The 15,727-nt window shown below is 41.5% G+C and carries 17 protein-coding genes and 1 pseudogene; 7 read left to right on the forward strand and 11 right to left on the reverse strand.

The window, feature by feature from the left end; all coding sequences use genetic code 11:
- Positions 1–52: 52 nt before the first annotated feature.
- Together KA717_03200 and KA717_03205 are read right to left on the reverse strand one after the other, a co-directional pair.
- On the reverse strand, positions 53–1,378 hold the full coding sequence (locus KA717_03200) for an IS4 family transposase (protein ID UXE64538.1): 1,326 nt from the start codon (positions 1,376–1,378) through the stop codon (positions 53–55).
- Positions 1,379–1,476: 98 nt separating this feature from the next.
- Positions 1,477–1,812 carry a hypothetical protein gene (locus KA717_03205; GenBank protein ID UXE61943.1) on the reverse strand — a complete coding sequence of 112 codons (336 nt, stop codon included), beginning with the start codon at positions 1,810–1,812 and terminating at the stop codon, positions 1,477–1,479.
- Between the two features lie 262 nt (positions 1,813–2,074).
- Between KA717_03205 and KA717_03210 the strand changes: the two genes are divergently transcribed.
- Positions 2,075–2,986, forward strand: a complete 912-nt coding sequence (locus KA717_03210) for an IS66 family transposase (protein ID UXE61944.1) — start codon at positions 2,075–2,077, stop codon at positions 2,984–2,986.
- Here KA717_03210 and KA717_03215 read toward each other — a convergent pair.
- The gene (locus KA717_03215) at positions 2,974–3,120 is read right to left on the reverse strand and encodes a hypothetical protein (protein ID UXE61945.1); all 147 of its coding nucleotides are present in this window, start codon (positions 3,118–3,120) and stop codon (positions 2,974–2,976) included. The genes KA717_03210 and KA717_03215 overlap by 13 nt on opposite strands.
- Before the next feature lie 471 nt (positions 3,121–3,591).
- Here KA717_03215 and KA717_03220 point away from each other — a divergent pair, with 471 nt between their 5' ends.
- Together KA717_03220 and KA717_03225 are read left to right on the forward strand one after the other, a co-directional pair.
- A complete protein-coding gene (locus tag KA717_03220; GenBank protein UXE61946.1) occupies positions 3,592–4,995 on the forward strand; it encodes a hemolysin family protein in 1,404 nt (467 codons plus the stop codon).
- A gap of 31 nt (positions 4,996–5,026) precedes the next feature.
- A complete protein-coding gene (locus tag KA717_03225) occupies positions 5,027–5,248 on the forward strand; it encodes a DUF167 domain-containing protein (protein ID UXE61947.1) in 222 nt (73 codons plus the stop codon).
- A gap of 50 nt (positions 5,249–5,298) precedes the next feature.
- Here the strand turns inward: KA717_03225 and KA717_03230 are convergent, their stop codons facing one another.
- Positions 5,299–6,789, reverse strand: coding sequence for a carotenoid oxygenase family protein (locus KA717_03230; protein UXE61948.1), 1,491 nt, complete (start codon positions 6,787–6,789; stop codon positions 5,299–5,301).
- A gap of 717 nt (positions 6,790–7,506) precedes the next feature.
- Between KA717_03230 and KA717_03235 the strand changes: the two genes are divergently transcribed.
- On the forward strand, positions 7,507–7,755 hold the full coding sequence (locus KA717_03235) for a hypothetical protein (protein ID UXE61949.1): 249 nt from the start codon (positions 7,507–7,509) through the stop codon (positions 7,753–7,755).
- A 23-nt stretch (positions 7,756–7,778) separates the two neighbouring features.
- On the opposite strand, the gene KA717_03240 is transcribed toward KA717_03235, so the two are convergent.
- A complete protein-coding gene (locus KA717_03240) occupies positions 7,779–8,240 on the reverse strand; it encodes a hypothetical protein (GenBank protein UXE61950.1) in 462 nt (153 codons plus the stop codon).
- Between the two features lie 186 nt (positions 8,241–8,426).
- Entirely contained in the window at positions 8,427–9,008 is a 582-nt protein-coding gene (locus KA717_03245; protein UXE64539.1) for a transporter substrate-binding domain-containing protein, read from the reverse strand.
- Between the two features lie 91 nt (positions 9,009–9,099).
- On the opposite strand from KA717_03245, the pseudogene KA717_03250 reads away from it, so the two are divergent.
- Positions 9,100–10,381, forward strand: a pseudogene (locus tag KA717_03250) (ISKra4 family transposase).
- A gap of 19 nt (positions 10,382–10,400) precedes the next feature.
- Here KA717_03250 and KA717_03255 read toward each other — a convergent pair.
- Positions 10,401–10,733 carry a transporter substrate-binding domain-containing protein gene (locus KA717_03255; GenBank protein ID UXE61951.1) on the reverse strand — a complete coding sequence of 111 codons (333 nt, stop codon included), beginning with the start codon at positions 10,731–10,733 and terminating at the stop codon, positions 10,401–10,403.
- A gap of 258 nt (positions 10,734–10,991) precedes the next feature.
- Here KA717_03255 and KA717_03260 point away from each other — a divergent pair, with 258 nt between their 5' ends.
- On the forward strand, positions 10,992–11,219 hold the full coding sequence (locus KA717_03260; GenBank protein ID UXE61952.1) for a photosystem I reaction center subunit IV: 228 nt from the start codon (positions 10,992–10,994) through the stop codon (positions 11,217–11,219).
- A 54-nt stretch (positions 11,220–11,273) separates the two neighbouring features.
- Positions 11,274–12,140, forward strand: coding sequence for a DNA-formamidopyrimidine glycosylase (locus KA717_03265; GenBank protein UXE61953.1), 867 nt, complete (start codon positions 11,274–11,276; stop codon positions 12,138–12,140).
- 185 nt (positions 12,141–12,325) lie between these two features.
- Here KA717_03265 and bchN read toward each other — a convergent pair whose 3' ends face one another.
- The 4 genes from bchN to KA717_03285 all read right to left on the reverse strand — a co-directional run bounded on the left by bchN (position 12,326) and on the right by KA717_03285 (position 15,549).
- Complete coding sequence (gene bchN, locus KA717_03270) at positions 12,326–13,741, reverse strand: ferredoxin:protochlorophyllide reductase (ATP-dependent) subunit N (GenBank protein UXE61954.1); 1,416 nt, start codon at positions 13,739–13,741, stop codon at positions 12,326–12,328.
- A 73-nt stretch (positions 13,742–13,814) separates the two neighbouring features.
- Positions 13,815–14,282, reverse strand: a complete 468-nt coding sequence (locus KA717_03275) for a DUF5331 domain-containing protein (protein ID UXE61955.1) — start codon at positions 14,280–14,282, stop codon at positions 13,815–13,817.
- A 316-nt stretch (positions 14,283–14,598) separates the two neighbouring features.
- Entirely contained in the window at positions 14,599–14,940 is a 342-nt protein-coding gene (locus KA717_03280) for a DUF5331 domain-containing protein (GenBank protein ID UXE61956.1), read from the reverse strand.
- 297 nt (positions 14,941–15,237) lie between these two features.
- Positions 15,238–15,549 carry a hypothetical protein gene (locus tag KA717_03285; protein UXE61957.1) on the reverse strand — a complete coding sequence of 104 codons (312 nt, stop codon included), beginning with the start codon at positions 15,547–15,549 and terminating at the stop codon, positions 15,238–15,240.
- Between the last annotated feature and the right edge of the window lie 178 nt (positions 15,550–15,727).

Here is a 15,727-nt window from a genome sequence, read left to right on the forward strand (position 1 = left end):
CCTCAATGCTTGGTAAATTAACCCAAACAAAGGGAATAGACTACCATCCGTGTCAACTTAAAGGAATGGGTTCCCAAATTTGTTGATTGAGAGCGGCCTTTTCTCGATGTCGCTTTCTCTCAGCTTTGACCAAACCAAATAACTTAGCACGTTCAGCCAGATAGGTTACTGTATCAGGCTTTTCTCCTCTAGCAATAGCCTTCGCTACATAGTATAGACTCCGAAACACCATCTCTACTGAGATTTTTTCTTTCGGTTGATTTAGAGCAATCGCCACTTCCCCTACCAATTGATTTAAGACCGTATAGAAAATCAAAGTGCAAATAATCTGGATTTGGACACCATTCTTATTACCTACCCATAAATAGGCTAGTCCTAAAAGTCTTTTCGTTAATAAAAAGGCTTCTTCGATTGTCCATCGTCTTCGATATAAATCACAGACCTCTTCGGCGGACAGTTGTTCGGGAGACAACACATTTGTTAAATACTGATACCAGATTGTTCCCCATAATACTGAGACTAATCTCACCGGATGCTTGCAAGGATTAGAACGGTAATTTCCCATAATGATAATCTCATCTCTGTAATGACTACCTTGAGACAATACTTGTTTGGTTTTGTAAGATGTACCCGCTCTAAATCTGGTTAGAAAAAACTTTTTAGCTTCTGTTAACAAATCAAAACACACAAAGCTAAAAAATCCCATATCTACGAGAATTAAACCATTTTCTGGTAATTTAGCTGCCAATTCTTCACACCATATTTTATCATTTGATTTATCATTTTCTGTGTACCATAAAGTAACGGGTCTTTGGGTAAAGGCTTCCACTACCATCATTATTTTACCCCCCAATTTACTCTTTTCTTCTTTACTTATTTTCATATTTTTCCTTATCTGCTCTAGCGTTGAGCCATCTGCTATCCACACTGCACTAAACTTTTCTCTTATTTTTTCCCATTTTTCTCCTACTTGGAGCTTCTTCCCTTTTTCGGCTGCTTTTTCTAACACTCCTTTTAGTAATATTGCAAATATTTCGGCTGGCACATTCATCATTCTTTTTGATACTGCCTGTTTGCTTACTTTTAATGATGCTACCCATAGCAATCCCTCTTCCTCTAACAGTCTTACCGCTTCACTTATACCCGCTATTTGACGATACACTATACTTAACACTAATGCCACCATTACTGGTAAATTTAGCACCCTATCTCTCATCATTTTCTCATGAGTTCCCTGTAAATATTTTAATGGTGTAAACATTGTGGGTTCTAGTAATTCAAACAACTCTTTTGTTATTTCAGGGATTTCTACCCCTGGCTGATTTGTCTTACGACGTAAGTCTGGGTTTCCTTTTCTCCGAGGATGTTGTCTTGCCATTTGTTTTTTGCTCACTTTTTTATATACTAACCTTTTTTTCAGCCTACTCTTACTTCCGCCTGCTTTTAGGCTAATCTTTTGTGAGTAGGCATTTTGGCTTAAGTTGACACCAATGATAGACTACTCGCTGCTACCCCATCCACAATGTTGCGAATCTGTTCTACTGTTGGTATTTTTTCTAGTCCAAACAAGCTCTGAGCATTATCTCGCCCACAACGGCTGTTAAGCTGACGTTGGTACTCTAAAAATGACTCATTTTGCATAAAAAAGGCGGCAAATGCCCCCAGTATCGCCTCTCTTAGACTATATTTCGTTGCATTACTAACCGAACGGGGGTCATCTATCTTCCCAATGACCTCGTTTAAACAGTGAACGATTCCGTCAAAACTTAGGTCGTTTACTTCCATCTTTCTCTCTGCAAAATCAGTAGACACTTTTCTCTTTATTCATAACTTCCTATAGGTCAAAGTTTTTCTGTCTCTATTTATACCATTTGAATTTGGAATTGCTGCTCTGGAGTACAGGGCAAACGCATCTAAATTCTAGACTCCTTATCTGATAAGACTTTCAGCGTTTCATGAAAAATCAATCATGATCTCGGAAACCCTTATCCAGCCTACCTTTCAAAAATAAGATGCGTTCGCCCTGTTCTGGAGTAGTGACTATCGCCAAAGTCATAGCCAACTGCAACAACTATTGCAAAGATTGTGGGGAATAAAAATATCAAAAGCCAGCCTCAACCGCCTGCGCCAAGAGATGAGCGAAGCCTTAGCCTCGATAGTGGAAGAAGCCCATGAAAAAGTGAAATCTCTGGAGCAAGTCCATAGTGATGAAACAGGATTTACTCAAGGTAATGGGGACGGTAAAAATCCAACGGCGAAAAAAGGCTGGTTATGGGTATTGGTTAGTAAAGCTATTACGGTATTTAAAGTTGCTTTAAGCCGTTCTCAAGAATCAGCAAAGCAGATGTTGGGAGAAGATTATCAGGGCATTGTGGTATCTGACCGTTACAGTAGCTACAACTGGTTGGATGTCAATCAGCGTCAAGTCTGTTGGGCCCATCTCAAACGAGATTTTACGGCGATGGCAGAAAGGAGTGGGGTTTCACAAGAGATTGGGGAGAACTTATTAAGGTACCAGCAGCGTTTATTTCGCTGGTGGCATCAAGTGAGAGAGGGGACGATGAGCAGAGAACAGTTTCAACTAGCGGTCACGTTCTTGCGTCGAGGCTTTAAGCAGGAGTTAGAAACTGCCGCCGCTCTTCCTATAGAGAATAAGGAGAAATCACCTTTAGCCCACACGATTCGGTCTTGTCGACAAATTCTCAAACTAGAAACCGCCCTTTGGACGTTTGTTGAGCAGATAGGGCTCGAACCCACTAACAATGCCGCAGAGCAAGCTCTTAGACCTGCGGTTATTTGGCGGCGTACTAGTTTTGGCAGTCAGTCCGAGGCTGGTAGTCAATTTGTCGCACGTCTTCTTACAGTCGTTACTTCCCTTAAAGCTCAAAATCGGGATGTTTGGGATTTTCTTTCTTCTGTTTGTCGGGCAGTACGGTTCGATTTACCCTTCCCTTCCTTAATTCCCATTGAACTTCAACCACCTTGAAGGCTTACTTGAATATTTACTTCTGTCTCCAACATTGAGCGACTGAGTTCTAATGTCAGTTCTATTTTTATCTTTGAACCCTCTGTATTAATTAGTTTTGCTGTCATCATTGTTTCCTCTTTGTCACTTTTCATCTCATGTTAACACCTTTCTTTCTTGCTTTCATCAACTAAAGGTCGCACCCGTTAGGGTTTCAAAGGGGGTTTTTGGGGCAACTCCATGTGTACTACTATGCCTGAAAGCCTGAAGACTCGTAAAATGAACTTGTTAATCCCGTTGAATTTTACCCCGTATTACGCGAACTAAAACCTGAAACCCTTGCTACAGCGCAAATTTAGAATTGCTGGTGATCAGGTGGGCTGGCGACAAAATAGCCGCATGATTCCTTATAAAGACCTGAATTTTAGTATTTGGGCTCCGTTGGCCATTTACCAATGTTAGGATTGCAACTTTGGGGTTTTACTGGTTGGTTCTCCACCTTGATGGCTCGTTTAGAAATATGCGGCCTTTAAAATAATCAAAACAGCCCAGCTTATCGTTTGTCTCTGGCTCCGATCGTTATCTAGGAGCAAAATTAGACAGAAAATGTCCGTTAAAATAGAGCTTTGACGACTGTTATCAAACTAATGAATGATCTGGTTGGCCGATTGTTACTAATAATACTATTAATCGCCCTAAATGCGTTTTTTGTGACGGCAGAATTTTCCATAATGGCGGTAGGGCGATCGCGGATTAGCCAACTACGGATTAACCAACGGGGGGAAAAAGGCGATCGGTCAGCCCTGGCAATACAATACTTACAAAAACATTTAGATACTTTACTCTCTACCACGCAATTAGGGATTACTCTGGCCAGTTTAGGATTAGGATGGCTGGGCGAAAATACTGTTTCCCAGGGACTGACTCTAGCTTTAGTTCAATTACCACTACTGCCGAACTCTGCCCATTTTCTGTCCCACTTGATCGCCATTCCCCTCGCTTTTTTACTGATTGCCTATCTACAAATCGTCTTGGGAGAACTCTGTCCCAAAGCCATTGCTTTTCTCTACACTGAAACGGTAGCTCTGTTTTTGGCTCCCCCGATCAAGGCGATCGCCCGTTTAATGAATCCTCTTATCTGGTTCTTAAATCATTCAACCTATTGGTTATTAGAGTTTATCGGGCTAGAAAATATTGAAAAACGCCGCGATCTTGAGCGACTAACACCAGAGGAACTCCAACGCCTGATTGCCACCGAGGAAGAAACGATTGGCTTAGGCAATACAGAACGAGCCATTCTTAATAATGCTTTTGTGCTGAGAAATACAACGGCAGCGGAGATTATGATTCCCCGTTCCCAGTTAGTTGTGCTGAATGCTAACAGTACGGTTGCTGATTTGCTTAAAGCGATTATTGCGCATGGTTATTCGCGTTATCCCATCAAAGGAGAATCCCTAGACGATATTCGTGGCATTATCGATATCAAAGAATTGGCTGTTCCCTTACTACATGGCGATTTGTGCCCAACGGCTAGGCTCGAAGCCTGGATGAAACCGATTCGATTTGTGTCTGAAAATGTCCCCTTAACCGATCTCTTGGCCTCCATGCAACGATCGCTAAAAGTTAACCCAAAGCGATCGCACTTAAAAACAGTTATGGTGGTCGATGAATTTGGAGGAACCTCAGGACTGATCACCATCGAGGATCTAGTCACGGAAATTTTAGGCGCAGGCGAAGCGGAGGAAAATGAAGATCGTTTGCCGTTACAAATGCTAGATCCCCAAACCTTCATTGTGGAAGCTTCTATGAATCTAGAAGAACTCAATGAAATTCTCGGTTTAAGATTACCCCTGGCCGACGATTACCAAACCCTAGGTGGGTTTCTACTCTATGAATGGCAAAAAATTCCCCACCAAGGTGAAAGCCTTCGCTATAAAAATCTGACCTTTACTATTGAAGTGGTTAATGGCCCCAGACTGGAAAAAGTTCGTATCTATCAGCATTTTGCCTCCTTAGTATCTGCTCGCTAACCCCTTGATTGAACTAATATCGCCATCAGCTATGAAAATTTCAGTCAAAGTCAAAGCCAATGCCAAACAACAGAAAATAGAAGCGATCGCCGATGGTAGCTTAAAAATTAGCCTCAAATCCCCTCCTATTGATGGCAAAGCAAATCTGGAGTTAATTAGTTTATTAGCCAAACATTTCCAAGTCTCTAAATCCCAAGTGATGATCAAGTCCGATCAAAATAACAAATCAAAAATTGTTGAAATTCTAGTCTGATAGAAATCAGAATTAGAACGATAGCTGATCGTTATTTTGCTTCCCAATCCCTAAAAACAGTGACTTGTCCAGGAACCATGTAAGCCGTAGGGAATATGGATCGGCAAGGAAATAATTGCTAGGGGGTTTAACTCTTTAGCCTCTAAAATCACCAGTTCAGAACCATGAGTTGCTGCATTATAAACAAGGATTAATAACCAACCATCATCTTCATTAATTCCCTCAGGATTTGCTACAAAGATCGGTTCTCCTGTAAATCCCCTCGGAGCCACAGAATAAGTTTTTTCTGCTCCTGTCTCTAAATCTAGTTTAACCACTGCCTGTAGAGGCGCGTTTCCTGTACCATGATGGGCTGCACCAAGATAAACATATCGATAGGAACGACCCACGCGATCGCCGTTCAAGGAAGGAAATTCACAGCAGCGAGCCAATAAAAGTTGCTGTTCTACGGATTCGGAATTCAAATCAATGCTAAACCGCCAGAATTGACCCGGATCAAGATGCTCGAAATTGACATCTTTATAAAAAGTATCCGGTTGAATTTGGGGTAAAGAGGCGTAACAAATTGAATCTAGATAAATTTTATGATCCGCTTCAAAGGCATTAGCATGATGGAAAACAAAGCCTGCTTCCACTGCCAATATTTTTACCTGATCGTAGGGCGGCTTGCGAGGAATTAAAATTATCCTGGCCGGTTGGCTAGGTTGAAACTGCACACATTCTCCGGCTCCCTTTAAACCGAACAGATAAGGCAAGGGGTTAAAATTCACCTTATTTTGTAGAAAAATGGCGTAGTTAGGAGTAATGGCAAAATCATGAATAAAAGCAAAGCCTGGGATTTTATGACTATGACGGCGCAATAATTCTCCCGTTGGACTTAATTCAAAAAGGGTAATTTGACTAGAAACCCCTGTTTTTAAGGCAAAATTCACCAGGCAAGGTTGACCCTGATCTTGGTCACAATGGAGATCAATCCAGGGATGGGCTGAAAAAGCATCCCCTGTTTGTAAAATTTCGTCCAAATTCTCTAGCCCCAACGTTTCTAGAGTCAGAGGATCTAAACGATAGGGATGGGCCGCTTCCCATAAAGCCAGCAGTTTTTCTCCCCAATAAACGACATTAGTATTAGCAATATTTTTCAGTCTCAAATCAAAGGCGTTTCTCCACCAGCTTCCTGGCGGCTGGGTTCCAAAAACCCCTCGATAGAGCATTTTTTTGGCCGCCTGTTCCTGGACATAACCCTCGGTACGGACAAAGCGATCGCGGAAATGTACACGACCATCCCCAGTAAAGGTAAAAGCAGTGATTAATCCATCTCCATCAAAGGGATGACGAATGGGAACCCCTCCAATTTCAAATAAGCCAGGGCCATTACGAAAGAGTGTTCCCTGTAATTGCCGAGGAATTTCGCCTTCAACGGCAGTTAACCAACAATCGAGTTCCTGGGTTTGGGAACTGTAGCCCTGCTGCCAATCCGTTAGATCATAAGTTTGAGGTTTTGAGGAAATTGGGATGGGGTGCTGACGGATAGGGGATTGCATTAGGACTCGTGGAAATTGCCTTTGTAAATGATGGGATTATGATTGTAACGAAACTTAACAAACCAAAGCAAGTAAGTTTATGTGTATTAAAAATGACTTTTCTTCAAGCGCAGAAAGGCTTACAGGTCGAAAAAAATTGTTAAGTTTTTATAAAAATGAACCATTCTATAAAGATGATGTTAATATTAGGTGAATATATATACTTCCCCTCCTAAAAATAATTACCCTATCAGGGATCTTACGGAAGCATCTTTCCGACTTCTTCCCTGATTTTCTCATACACTCTTTGATTTAGCTAGTTCGATGGGAAGCCCCACGCTCTACCGACAGGTGAGCGATGGGATGAAAGTCGAGTTAATCGAGTGGCTCAATGCCGCGAAGATTAACAAAAAATGCTATTATTTGGACAAGGCAATAAAGAACCTGATTGCCATAAGGGTTGATTTCCTTCCCGTAAGATGTCTGATAAGCCTCTGATTGTTGGCACTTCTTCAATGAAGAAGATTCGATCAATAACAAGCGACTCCGTTGCATGGTTCAAATAGGATGAAAAAGAAATTTCAAAAAGTGGGGTTGGGCATCGTCTCACTATAAAACGCTCCAGTCCAGTTCCATCGTAGAACGACTTTCTGGTGGGAGAAGCCCACACTGTACCGCCTAAGCAGTTAGTGCTGGGAGTATGTCACTAAACTCTATAGACAGAAAAGGTTAATTTCTATGTTGGCTACTACGATGACTCGTTCCCAGAATAATCCTTCTGCCACTCAATTGATGAAATTAGGTGAAATCTTGCTGAGAAAGCGTTGGATCACGGCTCAACAGTTGGAAGAGGCGATCGCCCAACAAACCTATTTTCGTTTAAAATTAGGGGAACTGCTGGTAATGAAAGGGTTACTTGCGCCCCCCCAGGTAGAAGAAGCTCTCCAGGAGCAAATGTGGCGCAAACAGGGCTTTTGGATTATTTAAGCTCGAAGCGTAGTTCCCATTTTTCAGAGCAAAGAAGCCGTATCGGGAGCCACGCTAATTCCCGCCGGTGGTTCTATTAGGTCAGTGAGGGATGCTAAGGATAGGCCAGCTTGCTGAGTGGCCTCCTGTAATGCTGTTTGAAAGGCTTGGGTATCTTCGTTATAGCCGCAGAGTTGAGTCGTTGTCGTTAATCCCTGGGGAGCGTTTGCCCTGGCACAGTCAATGAGTTCAGTTCCCGTTAAGGGATAGTGCCCAGAGAGCAATTGCACTCTTGACTCCCCCCAATAGGCACTATAAGTCCAAACTTCCTCGGTAGGATTGGTTTGTAATGACCAGCGATAGACCGCATCTTGTGGTTCAATCCCAATTTCTAGTAATTTTGCTCCCATATAATAAACTTTTTGCTGTTTGGTTTGCTCTTTGTAGGCATAGGCCAAATTTTTCTTGAGCGTAAAGGTTAAATGGGCGTGGGTTGGTTTGCTCATCAGAGAAATGGGTAGAAGAGGATAAAAGGGAATAAGAATGCGGTTCAACCGTTAATTATCTCAAACCCATACGGGTAAGGGGCTTAAGCCCCTTGTTAAAGAACTTTCAGTAAAATCACCATGCACTTTAACTGCGCGACAGCTTATGCCAGTTTCTATTTTAAATCAAGCCTAGCGAGAGGTAACTTAAACACCCTGATCGGTTGGATTTTTAAAGGCTTCCTTAAGCTTTGCACTCATGGGTAAGTTGAGATTGACATTTTTAGGCGGAATCGGTTTCATAAACCACTTACTATAGATGGTATTAATCGCACCGGATTTCATGGTTGAAGTGAGAGTTTTATCCACGAGTTCCTTAAATTGGGGATCATCCTTACGGAACATGAGTCCATAGGGTTCTACGGATAGGGCCGGCCCGACGATTATAAACTCCTTGGGATTTTTGGATTGGGCAATGAGTCCGGCTAATAAAACATCATCCATCACAAACGCAGCCGCCCGACCGGATTCCAGCATTAAAAAGGATTCGGCATGATCTTTGCCATAGAGATTTTTGACATTGATTTGTTTGCCCTTTTCATTCTGTTTAATATAGCGATCAGAGGTGGTTCCAGTGGTGGTGACAACGGGTTTACCATCGAGATCATCTAGGGTTTTAATGCCAGAGTTGGCCTTCACTGCCATACGGACGGAGGTGACATAATGGGCGACGCTAAAGGCAACCTGTTTCTGGCGTTCTTTGCTGTTAGTCGTAGAACCACATTCTATGTCAATAGTCCCATTGGGGGTGTGACCTTTAGTTGATGAAGGAAAAGAAAAGTGTTAACATGGGATGAAAAGTGACAAAGAGGAAACAATGATGACAGCAAAACTAATTAATGTAGAGGGTTCAAAGATAAAAATAGAACTAACATTAGAACTAAGTCGTTCAATGTTGGATACAGAAATAAATATTCAAAAAGGCTTAAACGAAGTAGGTTGCATCGCCAGCAAAGAAGCCTTGAAATATTTAGATACAGATGGTTCACCCTTAAAAATCGGTGAAGAAATCTGGAAGAGTAAGGGAGAGCAACCGAAAGAATATCAAACACCTTATGGTGAGGTTATAGTGAATCGTCATGTATATCAGCGTTCACCTTTGAGGAAAAACGTATTGCCCCTTAGAAAGAGAAGCAAGGATAATCATAACATCAACGCCATTATTGGCAAAACAGGTATCCTCAAAAATGTCAGGGATGGCAGGCAAAGAGGTGAAAAATGATTTATTAGAAAATCATGGTAGAAAAGTAGCGCTATCCTATATCCAAAGATTGAGTGAAGCAGTAGGAAGTGTGGTACAGGCAAAAGAAGAAGCGTGGAGTTATGCCCCGCCCAAGGAGGATAGCCAAATTGCAACAGTGGGAATAGGATTAGATGGAACCTGTATGCTGATGTGTGAGGATGGCTACCGTGAAGCAATGGTGGGAACCGTTTCCCTATACGATAGTGAAGGCGAACGTCAACATACAATCTATCTAGGTGCGGCACCAGAGTATGGAAAAAAGAGTTTTCTAGAAAGATTAGAAAGAGAAATTGAGCGAGCGAAAAACCGTTATCCAGAGGCAACATTGGTCGGGATAGCAGACGGGGCAGAATCAAATTGGAAGTTTTTAGAAAAGCAAACGGAAGAACAGATATTAGATTTCTATCATGCCTCTGGTTACTTAGGTGCCTTGGCAGAAGCGTTGCATCCGAATACCGTGTCAAAACAAAAAGAATGGTTGACTGAAAATTGTCGAGAACTCAAGCATGAAAAAGGAAAAGCAGGAGAACTGCTAAATCTGATGAAAGAAGTCAAAGAAGAAAAAAGTCATTCTAAGAATCTTACCGAGAAACTACAAGCGGCGATTACTTATTACGAGAATCATCAGCATCAAATGGATTATGCTGAATACTTAGAGAAAAAGTATCCGATTGGTTCAGGTGTTACGGAAGCAGCTTGTAAGACGTTGGTCAAACAACGATTATGTTGTTCAGGGATGCGATGGAAGGAAAAAGGAGCAGGAATTATTTTGAGCCTACGAGCTTTGGTATTGACCAAGGAACGATGGAGTCAATTTTGGGCAAAACTTGATCAATATGGGTTCCCTGTAGAACCCTGATTACAACAGCTTTTATCAACTAAAGGTCGCACCCCCCATTGGTCATCAGGGGAATACGGGTTTGGGAGGTGACGGCATTGGTTTTGACTTGAAGATTGGGCATTTTAAGCTGTTTTTTGACCGCATCTACTACCTTCATACACAAGTCGATGGAGTAACCGATGGTTTTTTCATTATTGTCGAGATAGGAAAACGGAATGGAGGATTCCCTGACTCCTAGCACAATGACACCGGAGTCTTTAATTTTTTTGAGCGTCCCGTTTAACGCTTGTCCTCTGACCTCGCTGACGTTAGCAATGAGCATTACCCCGATCGCCGCGATCGCCCCCATTTGTAACAAAGCTTTAGCCATGACTCAATCTCCTGCGATAAAACTTTAAACAGTCTTAACTATATCAACTGGTATGAGAAAGGATGAGATGGGATGTAAAGATTTGTAAGACTCCTTTAACAGGGGTAGGAGAATGCGAGGAAAAGCTGATAGAATTTTGCGTTAAGTAAGCCTGCTCATCCGGCCAAGACTGTCTCTGCTAGGGATAACTTCTTTCTTGCTTAGGCATTTAAGGCGATCGCAGGTTACTTTAACATACGGAATTATTAAGGAACAACTATGGCCATCAAACGTGGAGACACAGTTAGAATTAAACGTCCTGAATCCTACTGGTATGGTGATGTAGGCACTGTTGCCAGCGTGGAAAAAAGTGGCGTTCTCTATCCCGTTATTGTGCGCTTTGACCGGGTTAACTATACCGGTTTTAGCGGCAGCGCAACGGGAATTAACACCAATAACTTTGCTGAAGGCGAACTAGATGTTGTTAAGGCCGCAGCTGCTAAATAAGCGTTAGGATTGACTAGGATTTTTCCTGTACTTATTCCTGATTTTTAGCAAATTGTGCCAGAACTACCTGAAGTTGAAACTGTCTGTCGAGGTCTTAATCGTTTGACCTTAGGACAAGTTATCCAGGGGGGAGCGGTGTTGCATCGAAGCACGCTGGCTTACCCCTTTTCTGTTGACCAGTTTTGGCAGCAACTTCAAGGGACGACCCTAGAACATTGGCAACGGCGTGGCAAGTATCTCTTGGCCAACCTCAGTAAACAAGGCAAGGCGGCGGGTTACTTAGGGATTCATCTGCGAATGACGGGGCAGTTACTTTGGCAAATGCCAGAAGATGACAAAGAGATCTCGACCAGGGCGATCGCGCCTCATACCCGTCTTTATTTTCAATTTGAACAGGGTCAAGTGCTCGCATTTGTGGATATTCGTACTTTTGGACGCATTTGGGGTCTTGCCGCTTCAGAAACGCCTACAAGTGTTATTTCAGGATTACAAAAGCTTGGGCCAGAACCCTTTGCACCAGAATTTTCGGCGGTTTATCTTCAACAAAAATTGAAAAAAAGTCAACGTCCCATTAAAACGGCTCTCTTAGATCAGTCGTTAGTGGCAGGGTTGGGCAATATCTATGCAGATGAAGTCTTATTTAAGTGCGGTTTGCAACCTACGACCCCCGCTTCTCAAATCTCTCTTGGCCAATGGGAGCAGCTTCATCAGGCGATTATCACGGTGCTAGAAATGGCGATCGCGGCCGGGGGAACGACCTTTAGTGATTTTCGGGATGTGACGGGCATTAACGGGAACTATGGCGGCCTTGCCTGGGTTTATGGCCGAAAGGGGGAACCTTGTCGGGTTTGTGGAACTGTCATTGAACGAATTAAATTAGCGGGACGTTCTAGTCATTTTTGTCCCCATTGTCAGTTGTGATCGCCAAAAGATTCTGGAGCTAAAACCCGACAAATTAAGCCCACGATCAAGCTGGTATCAAGGAGCAGCGATCGCTGGCTAATAGTCTATTCATTTTTGCATTAGCGAAGTCCTCGAATAAGCAAAAAAATTTCCCCCTTTCACAAAAAAGTTAGGGGGAATCGATCTTTAACAGAGAATTAAAACTAAACGATCGCCTCTTCTCTGACTAATTTTTCCCAGCCCAATTCCTTCAAATTGTTATTACGACGCAGGGGACGGGTTGCCAGTTCTAAAATGTCGCGGGCATTAGTAAACCCATGAATTTGGGCAAAGGTAAATTCCACCGACCATTTGGTATTAATACCGCGAGCTTCTAAGGGATTAGCATGGGCCATACCTGTAATTACCAAATCAGGTTTGAGATCATAAATGCGTTGAATTTGATTGTAATTATCAGGTTTCTCGACAATATTAGGTAAAGGAACCCCCATTTCTTGACAGGTTTTTTCTAGTAACGCTAATTCGGCGGCTTGATAGCGTTTATCCATGTAGGGAATGCCAATTTCTTGACAGGTCATCCCGCAACGAATGAGAAAACGAGCCAGAGAAACTTCCAGCAAATTATCCCCCATAAAGAAGACCGATTTACCGCGAATCAATTGAATGTAATCCTCTAAACTGGCCCAAATCTGAGCTTCCCGTTCTGCTAAACCTTTGGGTTCCACACCTAAAACGGAGCAGATTTTCTCAATCCAAGCACGGGTTCCATCGGGGCCAATAGGGAATGGTGCGCCAATTAATTTACATTTGCGGCGACGCATTAAAGTTGTAGCAGTACGACTCAAGAACGGGTTCACCCCTGCCACATAATAGCCTTCATCAATGACAGGTAATTCGGTATAGCGTTTAGCTGGCAACCAACCCGAAACTTGAATCCCTTGTTTTTTCAATTCTAAAGTTAAATTTGTTACCACCGGATCGGGTAAAGAACCAAAGAGAACGAGGGGATGATGATTAACAAATTGATCCTGTTCGGTTTTAATATCTTCTTTTTTGCGGCCAAAATTTAACAGTTTTTGAATGGAATTACGTTCTTCTTTTTCCCCTTCGGCTTTGACTTGGTTAGGGCTAGGACATTTATGCACCATTGAAGCTAAAACCGTATCTTCTCCTTGAGTAAAGGCATAATCTAAACCGTTAGCGCGTGCGGTGACAATAGGAATACCGATTTCTGCTTCTAATTTGGGAGCTAATCCTTCCAAGTCCATTTTGATAATTTCTGTCGTACAAGTGCCGATCCAAACAATCACACTAGGATTGCGATCGCGTTTAATTTGCAGACAGAGGCGTTTCAGTTCTTCGTAATCTTTCAGTTGGGCAGAAATATCCCCTTCTTCAAGTTCAGCCATTGCGTAACGGGGTTCAGCAAAAATCATGACTCCCATCGCATTTTGGAGGAAATAACCACAGGTTTTTGTGCCAATAACGAGAAAGAAACTATCTTCAATTTTTTGATAAAGCCAAGCAACGCAACTAATGGGGCAGAAGGTATGATAATTGCCTGTTTCGCATTCAAAGTTAAGGGCAGAAGGGGCGGTGTTTTCAATAGCAGCAGTCATGTTGAGTTCTCCAATTAGGGTTAAATGATGGTTTTGAAAAGGTGGAATTTAGGAAAGACTTAAAAGTAAGATTTTAAGAGGAGTTTTCCAATTGTTTCATTTGTGCCCTGATCTCTTCTAAACCTTCTTGTACGGCTCGATATTCTGGATCTTCAGATAAAAGACCGATGACATTATTATTTTGAACTAGAGTGGCTTCTTGAGCCAATTTTCTTTCTTCAGCACGTTTTTCTAATTCTGGTCTAGGATCAAAATTAAGACCAATGGTATTCAAAACAGAAAAAAGATCAGAATTGAACTCTAACACTGTTGTTATAAAATTTGTTGCTTCTGGGCATAAAGCAACGATAATTCCCGCTAAGTAGTAACGATTTAAAAAAGCTATCATCTGACCATTATATTGGCTATATTCAATAAGATTAGCTTTCTCCCTTAGTTGTAAAATTTTCTCTAAAACGAGAGGATTATTTTCATAAGCATCAAGAAGTTTTTCCCTGACTAGAGCTTTATAATCAATGTCAAAATTTACTTGGCCAGTCATAATTCTTCAAAATAATAATGATTTTTGTAGGGGTTTGGTTTCCAAATCCAGAATCTATAAGGCTTGGAGACCAAGCCCCTACCTTAGATTCCATAATTTTTGTAGGGTTTTGTTTTCCAAATCCAGAACTTAGTTAATTAATTTCCATAATTTCTTGTTTTAATTCTTGGATGACCTCCGGTGTACCGTGACGTAACAAAACAGAAATAGACTTTTCTGAACTTGAATTAGCTGATTCCTTGATCATAACATTTGCAGCCCAATTTTAAAAATACTAATTTTGCTCTAACATTAAGCAGTTACTGGTTACTAAATATTAGAGTTCCGATTCCGATGAAGAGCCTGATTCTCTTCTTCTTAAAAAAGCTGGTATATTAGATGTTGCCAATGGGTCAAAATCCAATTCTAAAGCCTTTACTACTAGATCGGGGCTATTAAGTTTTAATAAAAGAGTAATAAGCTCAAATGATTCTGGATTAAGACCTGCAATTGTTCCTAATATAAAAAGAGAATTTAAACGCAAACTATCATCTTGCAGTTTAATGACAACACTAGAATTTTCTAGTTCATTTAATTCCTTAATTGAGGCTGCATTTTTTTTGCAAAAACCTAGCCATTGTTCTTTTAGAGTTGTTTTAATGTTGTTGGAGATGTTCATTGGTTAATCAATATAGTTGTTAATTTGAAAGTGAAGAGCGGAACAAAGGTATTTTGCCCCCTAGCCCCCCAATTCTGGAGTTGTCCTGCTTGAATGATTTGGTTGAGAACTTTTGGTGGATCATTGATTACCTCGTCGTTAGTAAACCGCGAAACACGATAACTAAAATTAATTACTTAGAATTTCTTGTTTTAACTGTTGAATAACCTCTGGTGTACCTTGACGCAATAAAACAGAAATAGATTTTTCTGAACCTGAATTAGCTGATTCATTGATCATTACACTTTCAGCCCAATTTTAAAAATACTGATTCCGCTTAACATCTATCACTAGCATTAAAACAGGAATATTGGATTTTTTAAACTTGTCAAGTTCCGACACTTTAAAAGAATAAACCCCCTTAATCTCTTCCTCGGTGGCCTTAACCGTAATGGCGATCGTAACAGGACTTCCATCAGGCTTGAGAAAAAGAGCCATGTAATTAAAGAGAGGTTCAGGATGATCACCCGTATAAATTAAATCATCAGGGGCAAGTTCAAATAAAAATTGTTTGGTAAGCAATTCACCCCTTTTGGTGATATACCAAGGCACTTCAGTTTTGGTCATCATAAAAACAAGAGGTTAGAATTATTCCCCCCTTTTTAAGGCTACCGTGTACACACAAGTTATAGAATCACCCATAGCTCCCCTTTGAAAGCTATCCATTACCCAGAAGTCTCTGAAACCCTTACTGAGTCTCGATCCCCCCCAACCCCCCTTAAAAAGGGGGGAGAAGATGAAAAGCTTG

This window comes from Woronichinia naegeliana WA131 (assembly GCA_025370055.1).
In the GTDB taxonomy this organism is placed as follows: domain Bacteria; phylum Cyanobacteriota; class Cyanobacteriia; order Cyanobacteriales; family Microcystaceae; genus Woronichinia; species Woronichinia naegeliana.